12 protein-coding genes and 1 other RNA gene are annotated in these 19,206 nt (G+C 52.7%); 7 read left to right on the forward strand and 6 right to left on the reverse strand.

Annotated features, from left to right (window positions below):
* Positions 1-3,861 carry a M56 family metallopeptidase gene (locus tag CA13_RS25230; protein ID WP_419195155.1) on the forward strand — a complete coding sequence of 1,287 codons (3,861 nt, stop codon included), beginning with the start codon at positions 1-3 and terminating at the stop codon, positions 3,859-3,861.
* An 18-nt stretch (positions 3,862-3,879) separates the two neighbouring features.
* Here CA13_RS25230 and CA13_RS25235 read toward each other — a convergent pair whose 3' ends face one another.
* Complete coding sequence (locus tag CA13_RS25235; protein ID WP_146401412.1) at positions 3,880-5,190, reverse strand: ABC transporter permease; 1,311 nt, start codon at positions 5,188-5,190, stop codon at positions 3,880-3,882.
* A 2-nt stretch (positions 5,191-5,192) separates the two neighbouring features.
* Positions 5,193-6,203 carry an ABC transporter ATP-binding protein gene (locus tag CA13_RS25240; RefSeq protein WP_419194798.1) on the reverse strand — a complete coding sequence of 337 codons (1,011 nt, stop codon included), beginning with the start codon at positions 6,201-6,203 and terminating at the stop codon, positions 5,193-5,195.
* A 289-nt stretch (positions 6,204-6,492) separates the two neighbouring features.
* Between CA13_RS25240 and ffs the strand changes: the two genes are divergently transcribed.
* Both ffs and dnaX read left to right on the forward strand, forming a co-directional pair.
* Positions 6,493-6,587: signal recognition particle sRNA small type (ffs, locus tag CA13_RS25245), an RNA gene on the forward strand.
* An 80-nt stretch (positions 6,588-6,667) separates the two neighbouring features.
* Positions 6,668-8,557, forward strand: a complete 1,890-nt coding sequence (gene dnaX / locus CA13_RS25250; protein ID WP_146401416.1) for a DNA polymerase III subunit gamma/tau — start codon at positions 6,668-6,670, stop codon at positions 8,555-8,557.
* Between the two features lie 17 nt (positions 8,558-8,574).
* On the opposite strand, the gene CA13_RS25255 is transcribed toward dnaX, so the two are convergent.
* The 3 genes from CA13_RS25255 to CA13_RS25265 all read right to left on the reverse strand — a co-directional run bounded on the left by CA13_RS25255 (position 8,575) and on the right by CA13_RS25265 (position 10,456).
* Positions 8,575-9,222 (reverse strand): class I SAM-dependent methyltransferase, encoded by a 648-nt coding sequence (locus CA13_RS25255; RefSeq protein WP_146401418.1) that lies wholly within the window; start codon positions 9,220-9,222, stop codon positions 8,575-8,577.
* A gap of 271 nt (positions 9,223-9,493) precedes the next feature.
* The gene (locus CA13_RS25260; RefSeq protein WP_146401420.1) at positions 9,494-10,258 is read right to left on the reverse strand and encodes a 2-phosphosulfolactate phosphatase; all 765 of its coding nucleotides are present in this window, start codon (positions 10,256-10,258) and stop codon (positions 9,494-9,496) included.
* Positions 10,259-10,264: 6 nt separating this feature from the next.
* Positions 10,265-10,456, reverse strand: a complete 192-nt coding sequence (locus CA13_RS25265) for a CPXCG motif-containing cysteine-rich protein (RefSeq protein WP_146401422.1) — start codon at positions 10,454-10,456, stop codon at positions 10,265-10,267.
* Positions 10,457-10,628: 172 nt separating this feature from the next.
* Here CA13_RS25265 and CA13_RS25270 point away from each other — a divergent pair, with 172 nt between their 5' ends.
* The 3 genes from CA13_RS25270 to rsgA all read left to right on the forward strand — a co-directional run bounded on the left by CA13_RS25270 (position 10,629) and on the right by rsgA (position 17,069).
* Entirely contained in the window at positions 10,629-13,451 is a 2,823-nt protein-coding gene (locus tag CA13_RS25270; RefSeq protein WP_146401424.1) for a RecQ family ATP-dependent DNA helicase, read from the forward strand.
* Positions 13,452-13,841: 390 nt separating this feature from the next.
* Positions 13,842-15,914, forward strand: coding sequence for an ATP-dependent zinc metalloprotease FtsH (gene ftsH, locus CA13_RS25275; RefSeq protein WP_146401426.1), 2,073 nt, complete (start codon positions 13,842-13,844; stop codon positions 15,912-15,914).
* Positions 15,915-15,920: 6 nt separating this feature from the next.
* A complete protein-coding gene (rsgA, locus tag CA13_RS25280; RefSeq protein WP_146401428.1) occupies positions 15,921-17,069 on the forward strand; it encodes a ribosome small subunit-dependent GTPase A in 1,149 nt (382 codons plus the stop codon).
* A gap of 408 nt (positions 17,070-17,477) precedes the next feature.
* Here rsgA and ispF read toward each other — a convergent pair whose 3' ends face one another.
* Positions 17,478-17,972: a 2-C-methyl-D-erythritol 2,4-cyclodiphosphate synthase gene (gene ispF, locus CA13_RS25285; RefSeq protein ID WP_146401430.1), complete on the reverse strand. Its 495-nt coding sequence runs from the start codon at positions 17,970-17,972 to the stop codon at positions 17,478-17,480.
* Between the two features lie 204 nt (positions 17,973-18,176).
* On the opposite strand from ispF, the gene CA13_RS25290 reads away from it, so the two are divergent.
* Positions 18,177-19,205, forward strand: a complete 1,029-nt coding sequence (locus CA13_RS25290) for an ABC transporter ATP-binding protein (RefSeq protein WP_146401432.1) — start codon at positions 18,177-18,179, stop codon at positions 19,203-19,205.
* Position 19,206: the final 1 nt, after the last annotated feature.

The following is a 19,206-nucleotide window of genomic DNA, read 5'->3' on the forward strand; positions in this document are numbered from 1 at the left end:
ATGTTCCATTTTAACGATGTCATTTACATCCAAATTGCCTACGCGCTCCTCCACTTTTTGTGGCTGGCATGCATCCCCTGTGCGATACTCGCAATTGCCCTGCGAATGATTTCATCAAACGCTTTGGAATTGCGTTATCGGTTAAGCATCGTTGCACTCGGGTCAATGATGTTCATGATGATGGCCGCGGTCTACTGGTCGATTTTGCCGCCGGCAAACGAAACGCCGCGGCTTGACCGAAGTGAGTTTATCGACTTCCGCACGCCGATTGTTTCCACCGAAACGGACCAAATCGTCGCTGCTCCGACGACCGTTACGCCCAAAGTTACCTCGCTTGTTCCGACTTCCAAAGCGGCTACACGGCAGTCGAGTTTGCAGCAAAATACAACAAAGGTCGGTCATCTTTGGTTTAGCCCCACTATTGCGTGGGCTAAGTTGCTAACGTTGAGTTACATGGTCGGCGTGATCGTTTTCGCAATCCGTTTAATGAGAGGATGGTATTTCGGTCGACGGCTACGGCGGCAAGGAACTTCGGTAGCGGGTCACGATGTTCATGCCTTGTCGGTTCGCTTGACCAAACAACTGCGATTGCGAGCGACTCCAACGGTGTTATGGTGCCAAAGGGCGATTGTCCCAACGGTAACCGGCGTGCTTCGTCCAGTGGTGCTATTGCCGATTGCTTATGCCAACGGCGTTTCCATCGTGCAACTGGAACATATTTTGCTGCATGAATTCACCCATCTGCGTCGATACGATTTATTGGTGAATTTTCTGCAAAACGTGATCGAGACGTTGCTGTTTTATCATCCACTGATGTGGTGGGTTTCTCGCCAAGTGCGATTGTATCGCGAGTTGTCCTGTGATGCGGCGGTGGTAGCAAGCGGTGTCGAGCCAACGCAGTACGCTGGAACACTGGTCGATATCGCAGCACGGAGTCGATTGGTCAACCGTGGTTCCAACGTAACCTCGAATTCGAAGCATGCGGCGATCATGAGTGTGGCGTCGGTTTCATCAAAATCGCAGCTACGGGTGCGATTGATGCGATTGTTGGGGCGACCTTTGCAGCCCAGTCCGAAGGCCAGCCGAATGATCGATGGATTGAGTTTACTAGTGGTGATCACCATTGTCAGTGCGTTGACTTTGTCGACCTACCGAATGTCACTCGCTTCACCGCAACAGGCGGTTGAAAAGCAAAAGATTCCACAGGAAGTGCTTCGTCATCAGCCTCGTGATATTGAGCCAACAGAGTTAGCCGGGATCGTGGTGGATGCCGACGGCAAGCCGCTATCGGGAGTGACGGTCGATGCGTGGAGTTGGCAGGAGGGTGATGAGACAACGACCGATGAGAAGGGTGTTTTTCGCTTTCGCCCCGATAGTGATAACGGACGGAGTAAGGTCGAAGTCCGCTGGATGAAGCCCGGCTATTCCCCACACTATGTCGCTAAGCAGCCGGTAGGTGGAAAAGGCTTGGTCATTCAGATGGACTCGTCAACCTATATCGAAGGAACCGTCACGGCGGTAGATGGATCGCCGGCGGCCGGAGTGACCATTCGCGGTGCTCAGCAGAACATCAGAGGTGATGGCGTGACGATCAGCGAAGTGGTCACGGAAACGGAAACGGATCATTCAGGCAACTATCGGCTGTATGCAGCACCAGACCGATACGAGATCACGATCGCGAGCAGCGTTGGCGTCGTCAGAACCGATAAAATTCAGTTGCATCGCGGTTACGGGATCCAAAAGAATATTCAGCTTCAGAACGGTGTCAGGTTCGAGGCGATTGTGAAAGATGCGAATACTGGCGAGCCATTCGAAGGGTTGGTGCTTTCGAACTTTTTGCAGCGGGGATTCGAGGGGAATTCCGATGCCCAGGGTAGAATCACCATCGACGGCATGTTGCCGGGCGAGTTTGAGTTTTCGGTAGGAGCAGGCGAGCCGATTGATTATCACGGCAACAAAATCTATCTCAATGGGCCACTGGGACGATGGTGGTCCCCCGAGGCAAACAAGGAGTGGCAGCGGTTGGAAAAAACGGCTGGCAAATTCCAACGAAATTTCGACGATCTGCAATTTGATCTTCACCCAGAGATGAAGCCAGTAGAGATTTTTGTCGAGCAAGGTGTCGAGTTTAGCGGGCATGTCTACGACCCCGACGGAAAACCTTGCGCCGGCGCGACGGTCGCACCCGCGAAAACCGGAAGCGGCAATTCACTGACTGGTGATACACGGTATAGCATCAAGACCGGAGACGATGGATCCTACAAAGTGGTGATGCCCGCGGGCAACGATTTTCAGTACAACTTGATGGCCTTCGATGGTGAATATAGTAAGTGGCGAAAGTGGGGAGCGGTCGCTCGCAAACCATTGGAGACCAAACCGGGGCAAAAAGTTTCAGACTATGATTTCGTTCTTACTCGCGGTTCAACGGTGCGCGGAAAAGTGACCACATCGGACGCCGCAGGTTCACCGCCACGAGAAGTCCGTGCTCACCCGGCTGACTTGCGAGGTAACCGCTACTACGATCCGACGGTCGAAGTTCAACCCGACGGCAGCTTCGAACTGGGTGGTTTGAGGCCAGGTAAACACTTTGTTCAAGTCTCACCATTTTGGCTCTCTGCCGAGGACGCCAATAACGGCGCATCGGTGACCGTAGAAGTGTCCGATGGCGAAGTCCGCGAAGGCATCGAACTGATTGGTGTCGCACCAGCAAGTGGCTCGCTGAGCATGACCCCCAGCGTGGCACCGAAGGTGATTAAGCCAGATAGCATTCCCTCATCGACCAGCGTGATCGGCGCGGCAGTCGGAGGCGTTGTTTTCACCGCCCAAGACAAAGTTTTCTCCACGCCTTGTTTTGACAAAACCTCGATCTTCTTTGGTGCTTGTGATGGAAACTTCTATTGCCTCGACAAGATATCAGGGAAATTGAAATGGAAGGTCGGGGATCTTCAGCGTGTTGATGCGAGTCCAATTCATCATGACGAGCGTGTCTACTTTCCCAATATCGGAGATTGGCTGCACTGCGTTGAAACGCAGACGGGCAAAGTCGTTTGGAAAAAGCAGATTCCCGGCTGCGGCTACAGCAATCCGTTGTTTCATAACGGACAAATTGTCATTGCGGGCACGAACCAGTTAGTCACGCTGTCACCCAAGGACGGTCGCATCATTCAATCGTATGCGTTTGCGGGTGGTGCAGGTGGGATGAGATTTGGAATCGCAGCAAAAGGAAATAAGCTGGTCGTTTTGGTTACCAAAGACTACCTCGCTAACGACTACACCGGCACCGGTTCACTCGTTTGTTTCAACTTGAGCGAAACGAAACCCGCTTGGACATTACCGCTTGGCGGAGCCAGTTTCGGTGAAGTGATCGTTGACGAAAGTCGATGCTATTTCGGGACGCGAGACGGTATGTTTTCCGCCGTTGATTTTGGCACGGGGCAAGTCGCATGGAAGCTTAATTGCGCCGATTTCTTCTCGGATCGACAGCACGTTTGGGCCGATGGAATACCGGTCGATAACGGGGACAGTGTGATATTCTCTTGTTTCCACCTGAGTCTCAACGAGCCGGGTGTGATGTTTTGCGTCGAGAAAGCCAGTGGTAAGGTTCGTTGGTCGCTCGGCAATCCGTTTCTGTTTTCTCGCTCGAGTGGTTTGTCCGACGATTCGCTTGTCACCGTAACGCTCGATCACAAGTTGGTTCGCATTGACCGTGCCAGCGGGAACGTCCAATACATCGGCATGTTGCCAGTCGCAAATCCTCGCTCTCAAGGTGAATTTTATGCGGTCGCCTTGGACAACGGCTTCGTCTTTGTCGTTGACGCAGAGAAACAGGTATGGAGATTCGACTTGAGTCAATTGAAGTGACTGGAATCCTAAGAATCACTATTTTGCGAGGACCCAGGTTGCAAGCTTTGCGATCGATGGCGATTGGCCTTGCGAAAGAATCCCGATGCGAAAAACTTTTCCGGCGGCCCAAACACAGCCGATTGCAAACAAAACAGTCAAGACACTGCCAAGCACAATTTCCCAGACGGCTGGACCAGGTGGAATCGCAATGCGGACAAACATCAACATCGGAGTCGCTGGCGGAAACAGTGAGATCGCTCGAGAAAACGTGCTCGATGGAGAATCTAAAATCGGGCCAATGCACATCATTGGAATGATTACCAGCAACATCACCGGAGTCATTAAACTCTGAGCGTCGCGAATTTCAGAACAGGCAGCTCCGATCGCGGAAAAGATCGACCCGAATGTGACCAATGAGACCAGCAAGTAGAACACAAACCAGGCGTAGAGCGAAACAGGCACACTGTCGCTGACATCGAAGTAGACGGCCAAACCGAAAGCGGCGCCCAGGTAGAGCGTTGAGAGTGTCAGTCCAACACAAACGGCTCCCAGGAGCTTGCCCGCCATCAGCTGAAACGGGGTGACGGACGAGATGAGGAACTCCGAGATTTTCTGGATTTTCTCTTCGAGTACGTTGTTGAGCATGGCCGGTGCAACGGACATGATCATCATGAACATTAGCATCAGTCCTGCGAAGGGAATCGCAAAGGTCAGGATTCGATTTTCTTCTTTTGCATCTTGCACGCCGCCTTGGATATCCGTTTCGACGAGCCCGAATTGTCGCAGCGGTGCGTGCCGCGATAGTGCGGCGACGGTCTCATTGGATAGTTGCAATTCGGCGATGCGAACGCTCTTGATTTCTTCGTTGACCGCGTTACGAAGCCAATTTGCCAATGTTTGATAGCTTGGGGTTTGTGAGTGGTAGCGGATGCTGCCAGCGGAGGTGGCCTCAAAAATGCCGTCGTCAATGATCGCGAATGCAAACAAGTCCCCGTCCGAAACTCGGCGGGTCAAGACAACATCCGCACGTTCGTCACCGTGATCTTCTGGAATATAGTTTTCCAGTATGAAGGGAGCGCCCGTTTGTTTGCGCTGCTCGCCCTCGCCGTCAAATATTTCGGTTTGGTTATGGATTTCTGCCCGCGTCTGAAGCTTGTCAAATAGTCTTCCGGTTTGATCCACCAGGGCAATCCGGCGAGGCGCAATGTCGATTTGGTCGTGCGTCAGGTATTGGACCAGGATGGCCCCGCCCATAAAGATCGGCATCATGACAATGCCAATCAGAAAGGCTTTGCTGGTCACGGAAATCAGATACTCCGTACGAGCAACAATGAATACTTTGTTCATGTTCAAGCTCCGATCCGTTGTGATTGTGAGTCGGACGAATCCATCGCTTTAGGTCCCGCAATGCGGATAAAGATGTCGTGAAGTGAAGGTTGTGCGATTTCAAAACGCTGTACGCTTCCTTTGGTAATCAGTTGATGAAGCACGCGCTGTGGGTCACCGTCAAACTGAAGTTCCTGATAGCCTTCACAATCGATGACCGTATGTACTTCTCGGATGGACGCTAATTGTTCTCTTGCCCCATCCCAACGGAGTTGAATCGAACCGGTACCGAACTGCGATTTGATCTCATCAAGCGTTCCGTCGAGCACCTTGACCCCTTGATGGATCATGAAAACGGAGTCACACATCCTTTCGGCAGTGCTCATGTCGTGAGTGGAAAAAATAATGGTGGTGCCGCTATCCTGCAGATGGAGTATGGCCTCGCGAATTGCCTCAGTGTTGACCGGATCGAGGCCCGAAAAAGGCTCATCCAAAATCAATATTTTGGGATGTGCGATGATCGACGCGATAAACTGAACCTTCTGAGACATTCCCTTCGATAGACTTTCAATTTTCTTGCTGGACCACTGCGTCAACTCAAACTTTTGAAGCCAACCCTCGACCGCGATGCGAGCGTCGTTGGACGCCATTCCTTTCAATGCTGCATAGTATCCAAGCATGCGTCGTACGCTGAGCTTTTTGTACAGTCCGCGTTCTTCCGGCAGATAACCTAGGCGATCGTTGGCGGACGACGCGGCCAAATTGCCGAGGACTTCAATGGTCCCAGAGTCGGGGTGAATGATTCGCAAAATCATCCGGATCGTTGTTGTTTTCCCGGACCCATTCGGACCAATGAATCCGTAAAGCGATCCGGCGGGTACTGACAAAGACAATTTTTCGACAGCAGTGTGTTTTCCGTAATTTTTTGTGACATCAGATAGTTGAATAACGGACAATGGCGAACCTTTCGAAAAAACAAAAACGCCGAAGAGTTTCGACGGAAACGCTGCCAACGTGACACCACTAATAGACACAGTGGCTCGTGAGACGCCATTCCAGGGCGCGGCAAATCGAGATTTATTTTCAGAAAGCAGATTTCAAAACGGCGCTCCGCGATTTGCGAAACGACCAGCCCAACTGCACTCAACCCAATTTGGGTGGCTTTTCGTGGTTCACGAGTAACGCTACATTTGTGATTCTTCTCCACGCAGAGTCAGTCAGCGATATTGGCGAATTCGACAGAAATCTTCTTGATTGGTTCCAAAGGAACCTAGTTTCTGTAAGAATGTGGGTCGATGATTTAAGTGGAACGTCTTGTTCGAGGGTGGCGACCCTTGCGATTGTGAATCGTGAACCTGGTCAGGCCTTAACTGGAGCAGCCATAAGCGGTGTAGCTTTGTGCGAGGGTTGCCTCCCCCGAACAAGATTTTTTTCGCCCCGTATTCTTTGCCCTGTATTCTTCGCATCTTCTTCTCGCACCGCCGATTGAACCCGCCGTATGCCTGAGTCCGCTGGCCCCCGTGTCGAAAAAACGGACGCTAAGTCCAATTCTTACGTCGTTGTCGCTCGTCGCTATCGGCCACGAGGGTTCGATGAGCTCGTTGGACAGGATCACGTTGGTCGTGCACTGAAAAACGCGATTGACACCAACCGAGTTGGTCACGCTTATCTCTTCACGGGGGCTCGAGGGGTTGGAAAGACCAGCACGGCGCGGATTTTTGCCAAAGCGCTCAATGATCCTTCCGGACCAACCGGAACGCCTGATAATACATCGGACGTCGCTTTGGCCATTGACTCAGGCGAAGATGTCGATGTGATCGAAATTGACGGTGCAAGCAACCGTGGTATTGATGAAATTCGGTCGCTGCGAGCAAACGTCAGTGTCCGGCCGAGTCGATCACGATTTAAAATTTACATCATCGACGAAGTTCACATGCTTACGGGAGCGGCGTTCAATGCGCTGCTGAAAACGCTCGAAGAGCCGCCTGAGCACGTAAAGTTTATCTTTTGTACCACCGATCCGGAAAAAATTCCGATTACGGTTTTGAGCCGTTGCCAGCGGTTTGATTTTGCGCCAGTGGAAGTGCCGAAGATTGTCGAACGGCTTCGCGAAATTGTGCAAAAAGAATCGGCCGAGGCGGACGAAAAGGCGTTGGAATTAATTGCACGTCGAGCGGCGGGGTCGATGCGGGATAGCCAATCGTTGTTAGAGCAAGTGCTTAGTTTTAGCGATGGCAAATTGACGGTCGAGCAAGTCCACGCGATGTTGGGTACCGCGGATGACGAACGCCTGCATGCGTTAGCCAAAGCGATGGCGGATCGGGATGCGGCAGCGGTGATTCGCCAAATGGACGAAGGCATTGATGCCGGGGTCGATGCGGGACGTTTGGCAGAACAGTTACTCGCCTATTTTCGGGACTTAATGGCGGTGACCGTTGGTTGTGACCAAACTTTAATGCGGCACACCTCGGCGGGCATGTATGACGAGCTGGTGGAACTCGGTTCGCGATGGGGACTGCAAACGGTATTGGCCGTAGTTGGATTGCTCGACGAGACATTGGTGCGAATTCGGCACAGCGTCTATTCGCGAGTGTTGTTAGAAGCGACGGCAATTCAGATTTGTCATCTCCCCGATTTGCAGCGAATCGTTGATCTCGCTGCGGCCGCCAGTTCGGTGAAGTCGAACGCAACGGGTGTTTCAGCAAACCGTGTTACAGCGGCGTCTTCTGCGGCATCGGTTGAAAAAAAAAACATTGAAGTAAACGTTCCACACACTGACCAGCCTCAGTCCGGATCGGTCGCGTCCGGATCGGTCGCGTCGGTTGCACCCGATGATGCCTCGTTGCAAACACAAACGCAGCCTGTGGAAGTGAAGTCGCCGGTGCAAGTCGCCGAGTCCCCCACTGCGGACCAGGCCGTTGAACCGGTCGTCGAACCGGTCGTCGAACCGGTCGTCGAACCAGCGCCCAACGGTTCCGCTGCGACGCGTCAAGTTTGGACGCAAGCGACCGCGGATCTGATTTGGAAACAGGCCATGGAAAAGGTCGAGCCGATGACGGAGACCTTGGCTCATGCGGTCAAGCATGTCGTCGCCGAAGAAGGCCGCTTACGGTTAGTGTTCCCAGGTGAATCGAAGCTGGCGCATAACCGATGTGAGAATCCTCATCACAAGAATTCGCTCGCTCAAGCGGTCTCGGAATTGGCGGGCCAAGAGATTGCGATTGAGTTGCAGCTCTTGCCACCGAAGCAAGTGGCTGTAAAAACTGCGCCGATTCCACCTGCGAAAGCACGGTTGCAGAGGATGAAAGAGATCGAAAATCATCCGTTGGTAAAATCATGCATCGAAATTTTTGACGCGGAAATCGTCAAAATTGAAAAGCCGCGTTAGCAATCACTTGCGCCGCACTACAAAACCGTCGCTTCCATGATCGTAAAGATCGAAAGCGGTGTCGCTTTGTAGCAGCGGTCAAGCCTTAGCGGCAAACCACGAATGACGTCGTGAATGTCCAAATCGGTTCGCCACCCCAAATGGCGAGTGATGTTTCCAGCGGAGTCAACCACTTTTGCGATGACCGGATTGTCGCTTCGGAAATGGTTCACGAGCAATATTCGACCGCCCGGCCGACAAACTCGGATCATCTCGCTCATCATGGCTTTCGGATTCGATACGACACTGATTGTGTGAAAAGAACTCACCACTTCGAAACTATCGTCATCAAAAGTCAGTGATTCGGCATTCATCGGCAAGACGTTAATATGATGCCAATGACGTTCCTCAATCAATTGCTGAGCTTCGGCGAGCATGCTTTCAGACAGGTCAACGCCGGTCAATTGGATGTCGCGAGGATAGCTGTCGAGTGAAAGCCCCGTTCCGACTCCGACTTCCAGCACTTTTCGGTCGGTCGGAATGTTGAGTGCCGCGATCGCACTGCGAATGTTTCGCTTCGCCACGGCGGGCCACAATCCTTGGTAAACCGGTACCAAGTTGTTGTATAAGCGACTGCGGTGCGGTTGGATGGATTTCTTTGCCTTCGTCGGCGTCGCGCTACTCATGTTGGACCTAAAACCTCTTCACTCGATCGGTCATCCGGTTCCCTTCCGCCCAAAAGACGTTAGGAAAAAGCAGGCAGGTAATAGCCAGCCCCTCTCCAAATGCGATCGCTCGTCAAACGGAGGATACCATTGGAAGCATCGCAGCTTTCATGCCAGAGTCAACTCCAAGTGAAAAGGTAATTAAGAATTGTTAAGTCTTTATGGAAGAAGCGTTTACGGCGAATGGGAAGGGTTTCCCTGCGGTCGGAGTCGATCGATTATTACAAGCCAGTTACATTTCGAGGCGATTGTCAGGCATTTTGCACCGAAACGACGTTGGTGATTTTTGCATTCGCACCGGGACAATTGGAGCAGAGTCAATTTTGGCACACCACTGAATGTCGGCTTCATAGCCCAACCGAATCAGATTTCGTCCCCCCCGGGATTCATTAAGCTTCTCTGCTAATTCCTTCGGATTCGGCAATCGGTCAGGGCCGAACCAAGATTGCCAAAGCTGTTTCGCAATTCGTGACCCATCATCAACTTGAGCCGAATATCGTTTCTCTAATTGCGTGACGGCCGCACCCGCAAAAAGTACATCTTCCATTGTGATCGATCCGTCTGTCCCAGCACAAATGAAGGCGATTCGAGCGTTGCAGGGTACTGATCGAACAATCACAGAGAGGTTCAAGAAGCTACCGATCCAGACTTCTTTTGCCGCGGAGGCCACTTCAATCGCTTGAGTGCCATTGGTGGTCGTTAAAACCAAATCTTGTCTCGTCACCACCTCCGCGCGATAATCGGCTGGCGAGTTACCTAAATCAAACCCCTCGATGACGACGCAACCACGTTCGCCGCAAAGCAGCGGTTTTTGGGGGAGTTCGCATGCTAGTGCTCTCGCCTCATCGACCTGGCTTGTCGTGATTACCTGGTTTGCGCCATTTGCGAGTGATGTGGTGATCACTGACGACGCTCTTAGAATATCGATCACAATGGCGATATCGGTATCCGTTGCGTTCAAATTCGGTTGTGGCAGCAGCGAAGTGGAGATATGCATTGGGGGCTAAAACCGATCCTGTTCTGGTTCGCCAAAGACTTGAACTTCGCCGTCGTTCCAATCGACATGGATCACATTGGGGTTACAGCAGACGGGGCAATCTTCGACAAACTGTTGGTGAGTCCCTGTGGTTGGGTCGACAGGAATAACAATTTCTTCGCCACAGTTGTCACAGATATAGCTTCCTTCGCTATCCATTTCGGTGCTCCGTTTTTCAGGTTACTGCGAGACTAACTCGGGTTACTGCGAGATTAAATTGAAACGGCAGAACCGTTCTCGATGATTCCGTCATGATGTCTTATACTCCACGTTGCGACAATTGGTTTGCTACTTAGGTTTGCTTCTCATCCTCGTTTTCTTAGTCATCGCCATGCCCCGAACCAATGTCGACCCGACAACGTTGCTGGCCCGGTTCGGGTTGTCCCGTTTTCGTCCTGGGCAACGAGACGTCGTCGATGCCGTGGACGACGGGCACGATGTGATGTGCGTCATGCCGACAGGTGGCGGGAAAAGTCTGTGCTATCAATTACCCAGTCTTGGCCGCGCTGGTACGACAATCGTTGTTTCCCCCTTGATCGCGTTGATGAAAGACCAAGTTGACTCGATGACGACACACGGGATCAATGCGAAGCTTCTCAACAGTAGTTTGAGTTTGTCCGAGCAAACCAGTGTCATGCAAGAAATGGCGATGGGGGTTTTGGACCTTGTCTACGTCGCACCCGAACGCCTTCGCAATTCGCGGTTTCTCGAAGCGGTTTCAACAGCCAATGTCAGTTTGTTGGCGGTGGACGAAGCCCACTGTGTCAGTGAATGGGGCCACGATTTTCGTCCCGACTATTCGCGGCTAGGCCGATTTCGCGATCGCTATCTTAGCAATGTGCAAACGATTGCTTTGACCGCGACCGCGACTCCGACGGTTCGTCAAGACATTGTTGATTTACTAAGGCTTCGTAATCCGAAGACGTTTGTGACGGGGTTCGCGCGAACTAATTTGCGATTCTCGGTGCTCCATTCCAAAGGGGACGCGGAAAAGAATGAACAGTTGCTGAATTATTTGAAACAGCGAGACGGCGCGGGGATCATTTATGCTGCCACACGCAAACGCTGCGAAGAGATAGCCGTTTGGTTGCCAGAGAAAACTAGGCGTCCTGTCGGAGTCTATCATGCGGGATTAGATCCATCTCAACGTCGTAAGGTTCAAGATGATTTCATGTCGGGAAAGTTGTCGGCGATTGTTGCCACCAACGCGTTTGGGATGGGGATCGACAAAGCCGATATTCGCTATGTCGTCCACTACAACATGCCCGGCAGTTTGGAAGCCTACTACCAGGAAGCGGGCCGCGCCGGTCGCGACGGAAAAGACAGCGAGTGTTTGTTGTTGTTCTCATACAGTGACCGCTATATCCAAGAATTCTTTATTGAGAATCGCTATCCGTCACGCGAAGTCGTTAAGAAAGTTTACGAATTCTTGCTGTCGCGCGATGAAGACCCGATCGAGTTGACTTTGGAGCAAGTTCGTGCGGCGATCGATGTCAAAGAGGGAAACGAAGCGATAGGAACGTCGCAAACCTTGTTGGCCAAAGCCGGGGTCCTAAAACGATTGGATAACTCGGCCAACAGTGCCGTGGTTCGCATCGACAGCACCGCTCCAACCATGTTGGATTTTTTGCCCAAAGAAGCGAAGGTCCGGCGTCGTGTGATGTTGGCGGTTGAAAAGGTGGTTGGTAATCAACGGGGCGAGGATGTCTTTGTTACCCCCAAGCGGCTTTGTGAAATGGCGGACGTCGATCGCGATCAACTCGCTCGAACGCTGCGGGATTTGCGGCGTTTAAAGGGTTTTGACTACGTGCCGCCGTTTCGAGGGCGTGCGGTCCATTTGATCGAGCATGGCATTCCGTTTGAAAGTCTCGAAATCGATTTCAATGAGTTGGCGCGTCGCCGTGAAGCCGAGCACGGTAAACTTGAAGCAGTGATTAATTTTGCTCGTGCGAACGGTTGTCGGCAAAAAGTGATTCTCGATTATTTCGGTGATCCTCAAAGCAAAAATTGTGATCGCTGCGACCGTTGTGACCCGACTGGGGCTAAGTCAACCACCGTCGTTCATGCAAAACCGACGGGCGATCCGTTCGCGGGAGTCGACCGTGATGATTTCATTCGCGGGGTGCGGGTGGTGCTCAGTGGCGTAACACGTATGCATGGACGGTTCGGTAAAAATCTTGTCGCGCAAATGCTTTGCGGATCGAAAAGCAAAAAATTGCAGCAGTGGAAATTGCATCGCTTGAGTACCTACGGGATGTTGTCGCTATTGAAACAAAGCGAAGTGGTCGCGGTAATGGATGCTTTGATCGCTCGCGGCTTTTTGGTTCAACAGGAAGTCGACGAGCGGCGGCCGACGATTCATATGAGCGAACCGGGTAATCGAGTGATGCACGCGCTCGATCCGCTTGAGGATGCGCTTGACCTTAAGTTCCCACTGATAAAACGGTTGGCGGCGGCTGCAAAAAATATCGAATCGGGTGATGTGAACGAGGAGGCTCGTTCGTCTGCGGATGATGCGGGGCAAGAGTCGTCACAACCCGCAACAAGCCAAGTAGGAACGGCGGAATCGCTAACTGAAAAGTCGCACGCTCACAATAAGGCGGAATTAGCAGAACGCCTCAAGCGATGGCGCCAGAAAAACGCCGCAGCATTGGGGATTCCGGCCTATCGTGTTTTGACCAATGCAACGTTGGACCGAATTGCGGATGCAGCACCGCAAACGACCTCCGAATTGGAGTGCATTTCGGGCGTTGGGCCGGCCACGATCGAGCAATTTGGGTACGACTTGGTCGAGTTGATTTTATTGACGCTCAACCCAGACCCATCAGAGGATGTCATCGAGGCGGATGGAGGTGACCAAATCGACTGCGAAATGGCACCTTTGGAGAAGCCTGAGGAGAAGCCTGAGGAAGAGGCTGAGGAAGAGGCCGAAAAAAAACCGGTGGCGGAAACTGAGTCGCAGGAGCAGGAAGGCGACGATGAATTGGATCAGGACGGGAGTGATCCGTATTGGACGTGGCGGCTGTTTCGCGACGGCTACACGATGAGCCAAATCGCGTTGATTCGGCGCTGTAGCGTCGGATCGTTGGCCATCGAGTTGAAAGAGGCCGCCGAGGCTGGTCATCCGGTCGATCCAAAATGGTTCCTCCGATAGCATCCACGCTCGCTAAACCGCGTGGGGGGGCTGTAGACTTCACGGTTGTGAGCCAGAAGCTTCGGTGTTTTTTTTCGCTTTTCATTGAGCGTTGAGGCCGGGAAACCGATCAAAAGTGCTGTCAAATTGGCCGGTTAGGCATTCTGCGATCGATTCGATACAATCGCTTCGAGGCGAAAGCGAAAGACGCTACCAGTGATTTCCCGCTTGATGATCCGCTAGACTGTCTTTGGAATGGACGTAAACGCCGTATCTGAAACAAGTTGCAACATAAGTACAACGGTGGCATAAGAGATGCACACCGCTTCATTTAACCTCATTGGCTGACAATTTGTCTCCAAACTTAGGTCAACAATCAAGCCAATCGCTTGAGGCTTCAAAAGGAAACTAATGGATAATCGGTCCGACGAGAAAAATTCAGGAAAAGACGATTCCGCTCAGAACAAGCGTGGGAACAATTCGTTCATGATTGCGGTGGTGGTCGCTGCGCTGATCGCGATGTTATTTATGAATCGAGGGGCGGACAAGACGGAAGTCCCAAGCAGTTTCTTTTACAAGCAGCTCGCAAACAACAATATTGAAGCGGTTGAGATCGCAGAGCGTCGCATTTATGGAACGTTCAAGGTCGAACCGATTGCACCGGAAGTGATCGAAAACGGCGTTGCAAAACAGCCCACCGATGATGCGGGCAAACCGCTGAAGTTGCCCAAGGAATTCATGGTGATTCGAGCCGCTGATCCTGGGGCAACCTCGGAGCTTGAGCTGCAATTGCGTAGTGCGGATGTTCCCTATTCGATCGCACCGCTCGACAACACGCAGCAAATTCTCAGCATGATCGCTTTTATCGGTTTGCCGCTGGCGATTCTGTTTTTCCTTTTCATGATGCTCCGGCGCACCCGCAGTGACATGATGGGGGGCGGGTTTTTGTCTGGGTTTAGCAAGAGTCCTGCGAAGCGATTTGAAGCGAACGAGAAAATGATCACGTTCAATGACGTCGCGGGTCTGGAAGGGGTGAAAGCGGATCTACAGGAAATTGTGGATTATTTGAAGACACCGGAAAAGTTCCAGCGTCTCGGAGGCTTCGTCCCCAAGGGCGTCTTGCTGAACGGGCCTCCGGGAACCGGCAAAACACTGCTTGCTAGAGCGGTTGCCGGTGAAGCGGGCGTGCCGTTCTTTTCCGTCAACGGTAGCGAATTTATTCAAATGTTCGTCGGCGTCGGTGCCAGCCGCGTGCGTGATTTGTTCCGCACGGCGAAAGAGAATAGCCCATCGATTATCTTCATCGACGAAATTGACGCAGTTGGTCGCCAACGAGGCGCGGGGCTCGGTGGCGGTAACGACGAACGCGAGCAAACGCTCAACCAAATTCTCGGTGAAATGGACGGGTTTAGTTCCAACCAAGCGGTAATCGTCGTCGCTGCGACCAACCGTCCGGACGTGCTTGATCCAGCATTGCTGCGACCCGGACGTTTTGACCGGCATATCACCGTCGGTCGCCCGACGATGAAGGGCCGCGAAGAGATTTTCAAAGTCCATGTCCGCGATGTACCACTCAGCGAAAACGTCGACCTCAAACGATTGGCGGCCGGAACCGTTGGTTTGACCGGTGCAGATATTCGTAACATGGTCAACGAGGCGGCGCTATGGGCTGCTCGGCAAGACAAGAAAATGGTCGAAATGGACGACTTCGAATACGCTCGCGACAAGATCCTAATGGGAGCCAAACGCGAAGAAATTCTACAGGACAGCGAGAAAGAAAAGACGGCCTATCACGAAGCGGGCCACACCCTGACCGCTTGGCATCTCGACGGAGCACACGTGGTTCACAAAGTCACGATTATCCCTCGTGGCCGAGCTTTAGGGGCGACGCAGTACGTTCCGAGCGAAGATCGTTTGAGTATCAGCAAGCGTGAACTTGATCATCAATTGATCGTCTTGTTGGGTGGTCGAGCGGCCGAGAAAATCATCTACAACGAAACCTGCGTCGGCGCGGAAAACGACCTCGAACGTGCGACCGGTATCGCGCGTCGAATGGTGACCCATTGGGGGATGAGTCCCAAGATCGGTCCCGTCAGTTACAAGACGAGCGACGAAGATCCGTTCCTCGGACGTGAGATTCATCAATCGCGTAACTTTAGCGAGCACACGCAAGAGTTGATCGACGAGGAAGTCGCACGACTACTCCTGGAAGCGGATCAGAAAGCAGAGCAGTTGCTTCGTGAACATCGCGCCGAACTGGAATCGATCACTCGTGCGTTGCTTGAACACGAAGAGCTTGGGGAAGCCGATTTAACCGAGTTAATTGGGCCTTCGATCCAATCCAAACAACGCAAACAAGGCGACCCGATGGCACTTGGACAATCGCTTTCACCCGAAAGTGCGAGTGCGCATAGTCCAGGTTCCGCTGTCAGTGGTCCATCGGCTTCGTCTAAAGATGCGTCCGCTGATTCGGAATCGCGGTAAGCGATTATGGCGAAAAAAAAACGGTCGAAGCAACGAGCGGATTTTCGCAAGAAGTACCAGGGACGCGTTCGCAAGGGCGATATGACGCGATCGTTCCAGATCGGTGATCAGGAAAAATTGGCTGACATCGTTAACGCCGAACGAGTTAGTGGCAAAGGCGAATTGACTCGCAAGCGGACCGTCACTAGCCAGACTCTCGAAGAGAGCGGATCGGAAATGAGTGCGGCCACCGATGAGTCGCTGTTGCCAGGACGCGTGGTCAGCGTTCATGGTTTGAAGAGCAAAGTACTCGGTGAAAACGGTCAATTCTATGAATGCGCCGTTCGCCAAGTTCTCAAGTCGCTGAACATCGAACAGCGAAATGTCATCGTTGCCGGAGATCGTGTTCGGTTTCGTGCCGAGTCGCCGGTCGATGGTATGATCGAGAGTATCGAACCGCGTGGTGGTGTGATTAGCCGAACCAGTCGCGGACGCCAACATGTGATTGCCGCCAACGTGGATTACTTGTTGATTATCACGAGCGCCGCGCAGCCAGGACTAAAGCCCGCACTGATCGATCGTTTTTTGCTGACCGCCGAACACTGTGGTGTTGAGCCCGTGGTGGTGATCAACAAAGTGGACCTTATCGACCCCGTGCCGCTACAAAGCATGATCGGGGTGTTTGCATCACTTGGCTACCGAGTGCTGATGACGAGCGCCGAAACGGGCGTGAACATCAAATACCTTCATGCGTTGCTTACTGAAAAACAGACCGCATTGGCCGGACAAAGTGGTGTCGGGAAAAGCAGTCTGCTTAACGCGATTGAGCCGGGGCTTGGCTTAGCGGTATCGAATGTGAGCTTGGATAACGAGAAAGGGCGGCATACGACGACGGCGACGACGCTGATTCCGTTGGCCGTTGGCGGAGCGGTGTTTGACACGCCTGGAATCCGGCAATTTCAACTTTGGGATATTGCCTCGAATGAGGTTTCCGGTTTGATGCCTGATTTGCGTCCCTACGTCAGCGCGTGTCGCTATCCCGATTGTTTGCATTTGAACGAGGACGCCTGTGCGGTCAAGAACGCGGTGGCCGATTCTCGGATTGATGCTCGGCGCTACGATTCGTATTGTCACATCGTCGAGGAATTGCTGATCGAAGAAGGTTCCAATCGTTAATGAAGGCAGCGGCGTCTTTGACGACGTAGGAGCATGGTGGCACCGTATCTCTTGCGCGTATCAGCGTTATTTTGCATTGCCTGGAGCACGCCGAGATTTGGTGAGCCATCGCGGTTTTGATCCGGGTGCCGCTTTCCCTTCACGCTGTGTTTTCGCTGTGTTTTCGCTGTGTTTTCGCTGTGTTTTCGCTGTGTTTTCGCGGTGTGGACAGTGGCGTGCTCCATGACCCGTTAGGTGACAGTGAAGCGAGGTGAGGTCGTGCATTTGGCGAGCGACTCGGTGCCGAATTGCCTTCGGTGCGGATTCGTCACAGCGAGCCCTCTAATGGATCCGATGACTCACATGGCCTTTGTTTAAGCGTTAGCCCCGAGCCCGACAAAGCATTTGGTTCTTCTTTTTTCTTTATCGCTAAATCGCGTGAACCAACACAACGACGTGGCTGGCGATGGCTGCTTCGTTTCCGATCGCTCCGATGCCTTCACCTGTCTTGGCTTTGACACTGACTCGATCAATGGTGATGTCAAGCAATTCGGCGATCGCATGTCGCATGGCGTCGATGTGAGGTGCCATCTTGGGACGTTCCGCCAAGATGACGCAGTCGATGTTGACGATATCCATCGAATGGTGGCGAACGCGTCGAAGTGCCTCGTGAACGAAATCGCAACTGTCGCGATCACGGTTTTCATCGGAATGATTTGGGAACAATCGGCCAATGTCTGCTTCGCAAACGGTCCCCAGCAACGCATCGGTGATGGCATGCAGCACGACATCAGCATCGCTATGGCCGATTGCATGGACTTCCGCAGGAACGTCGACCCCGCCGATGCGCAGCGGGCCTCCGTTACCAAGACGGTGTGAATCGTAACCAAGGCCAATGCGAAAAGGGGGAACGGAGGGAGTCATTCGATGCTCTGAAAAAGGGTCGATGTTCAGCAGTAAGAGGGAGGCAATTCACCATGGGGGCTTGACGATCGGTGCTAAAATAACCGACACCATCGCGATTGTGCCCTGACCAATATTCCAATAAGCGGGATACCGATTCGATCGGGAGACCCATTCACGCTGGACACCCCAGCTCAGGTCCATTCAGCCCAAGTAAACGGTTCTATGTCGATTATCGAAGTCCGCAACCTAACCAAGTCTTATCGCGTTTACAAGAAACGCGAGGGATTGGCGGACAGCATCCGCGGATTGTTCCATCGCGAATACAGCGAAGTCGAGGCGGTGCGAGGGATCGACTTGAACGTCGAACAGGGTGAGTTCGTTGCATTTCTGGGCCCCAATGGGGCTGGTAAAACAACCACACTGAAATTGCTAAGCGGCGTCATCAACCCGACCAGCGGCACTGCGGAGGTGATGGGATTCGTGCCTTGGCAGCGAAAAAACGAGTATCGTCGCCGTTTTGCGTTAGTGATGGGCCAAAAAAATCAGCTCTGGTGGGATTTGCCTGCCCAGGAGTCCTACCGGCTGCATCAACAAATTTACGGACTCGATCGGGAACAGGCCCAAGCGACCCTAAACGAATTGTCGGATTTGCTTGACGTTACGCGCTTGCTTAGCCAACCGGTCCGTGAGCTATCGCTCGGTGAACGGATGAAGATGGAATTGATCGCCGCGATGCTGCACAGCCCCGAAGTGTTGTTTTTGGATGAGCCAACGATCGGGCTGGACGTGATCGCTCAACACAACATCCAGAAGTTCTTACGGTATTACCAAGAAAAACGCAAAATCACGATCCTGCTGACCAGCCACTACATGAAAGATGTCGCTGCTTTGTGCAAGCGTGTCGTGATTGTCGCCGGGGGCCGTATTGAATACGACGGCTCCTTGGCGGGAATTATCGACAAATTTTCAGGCTCGAAGATCATTACGCTTCAATTTGCCGATGGTCATCGCCCTTCGTTGGCGGCATTTGGCGAAGTGCTCGACGAGAATTGGCCCAAAGTCCGGGTGCGTGTCAGCCGGGCGGACGTGCCGCGTGTGTTGGCCGAAACGCTTCGCGATAATCCGATTGAGGACGTTTCGGTCGAAGATCCGCCTCTCGAGGACGTCATTGCCGATTTGTTTCGCGAATCAAGCGAGCGGAGTGAAGGCGAGCGAAGCAAATCGGAAGCCTCTTCCACAGCCCGGTATTAGT

This window comes from Novipirellula herctigrandis (assembly GCA_007859835.1).
Lineage (GTDB): Bacteria > Planctomycetota > Planctomycetia > Pirellulales > Pirellulaceae > Novipirellula_A > Novipirellula_A herctigrandis.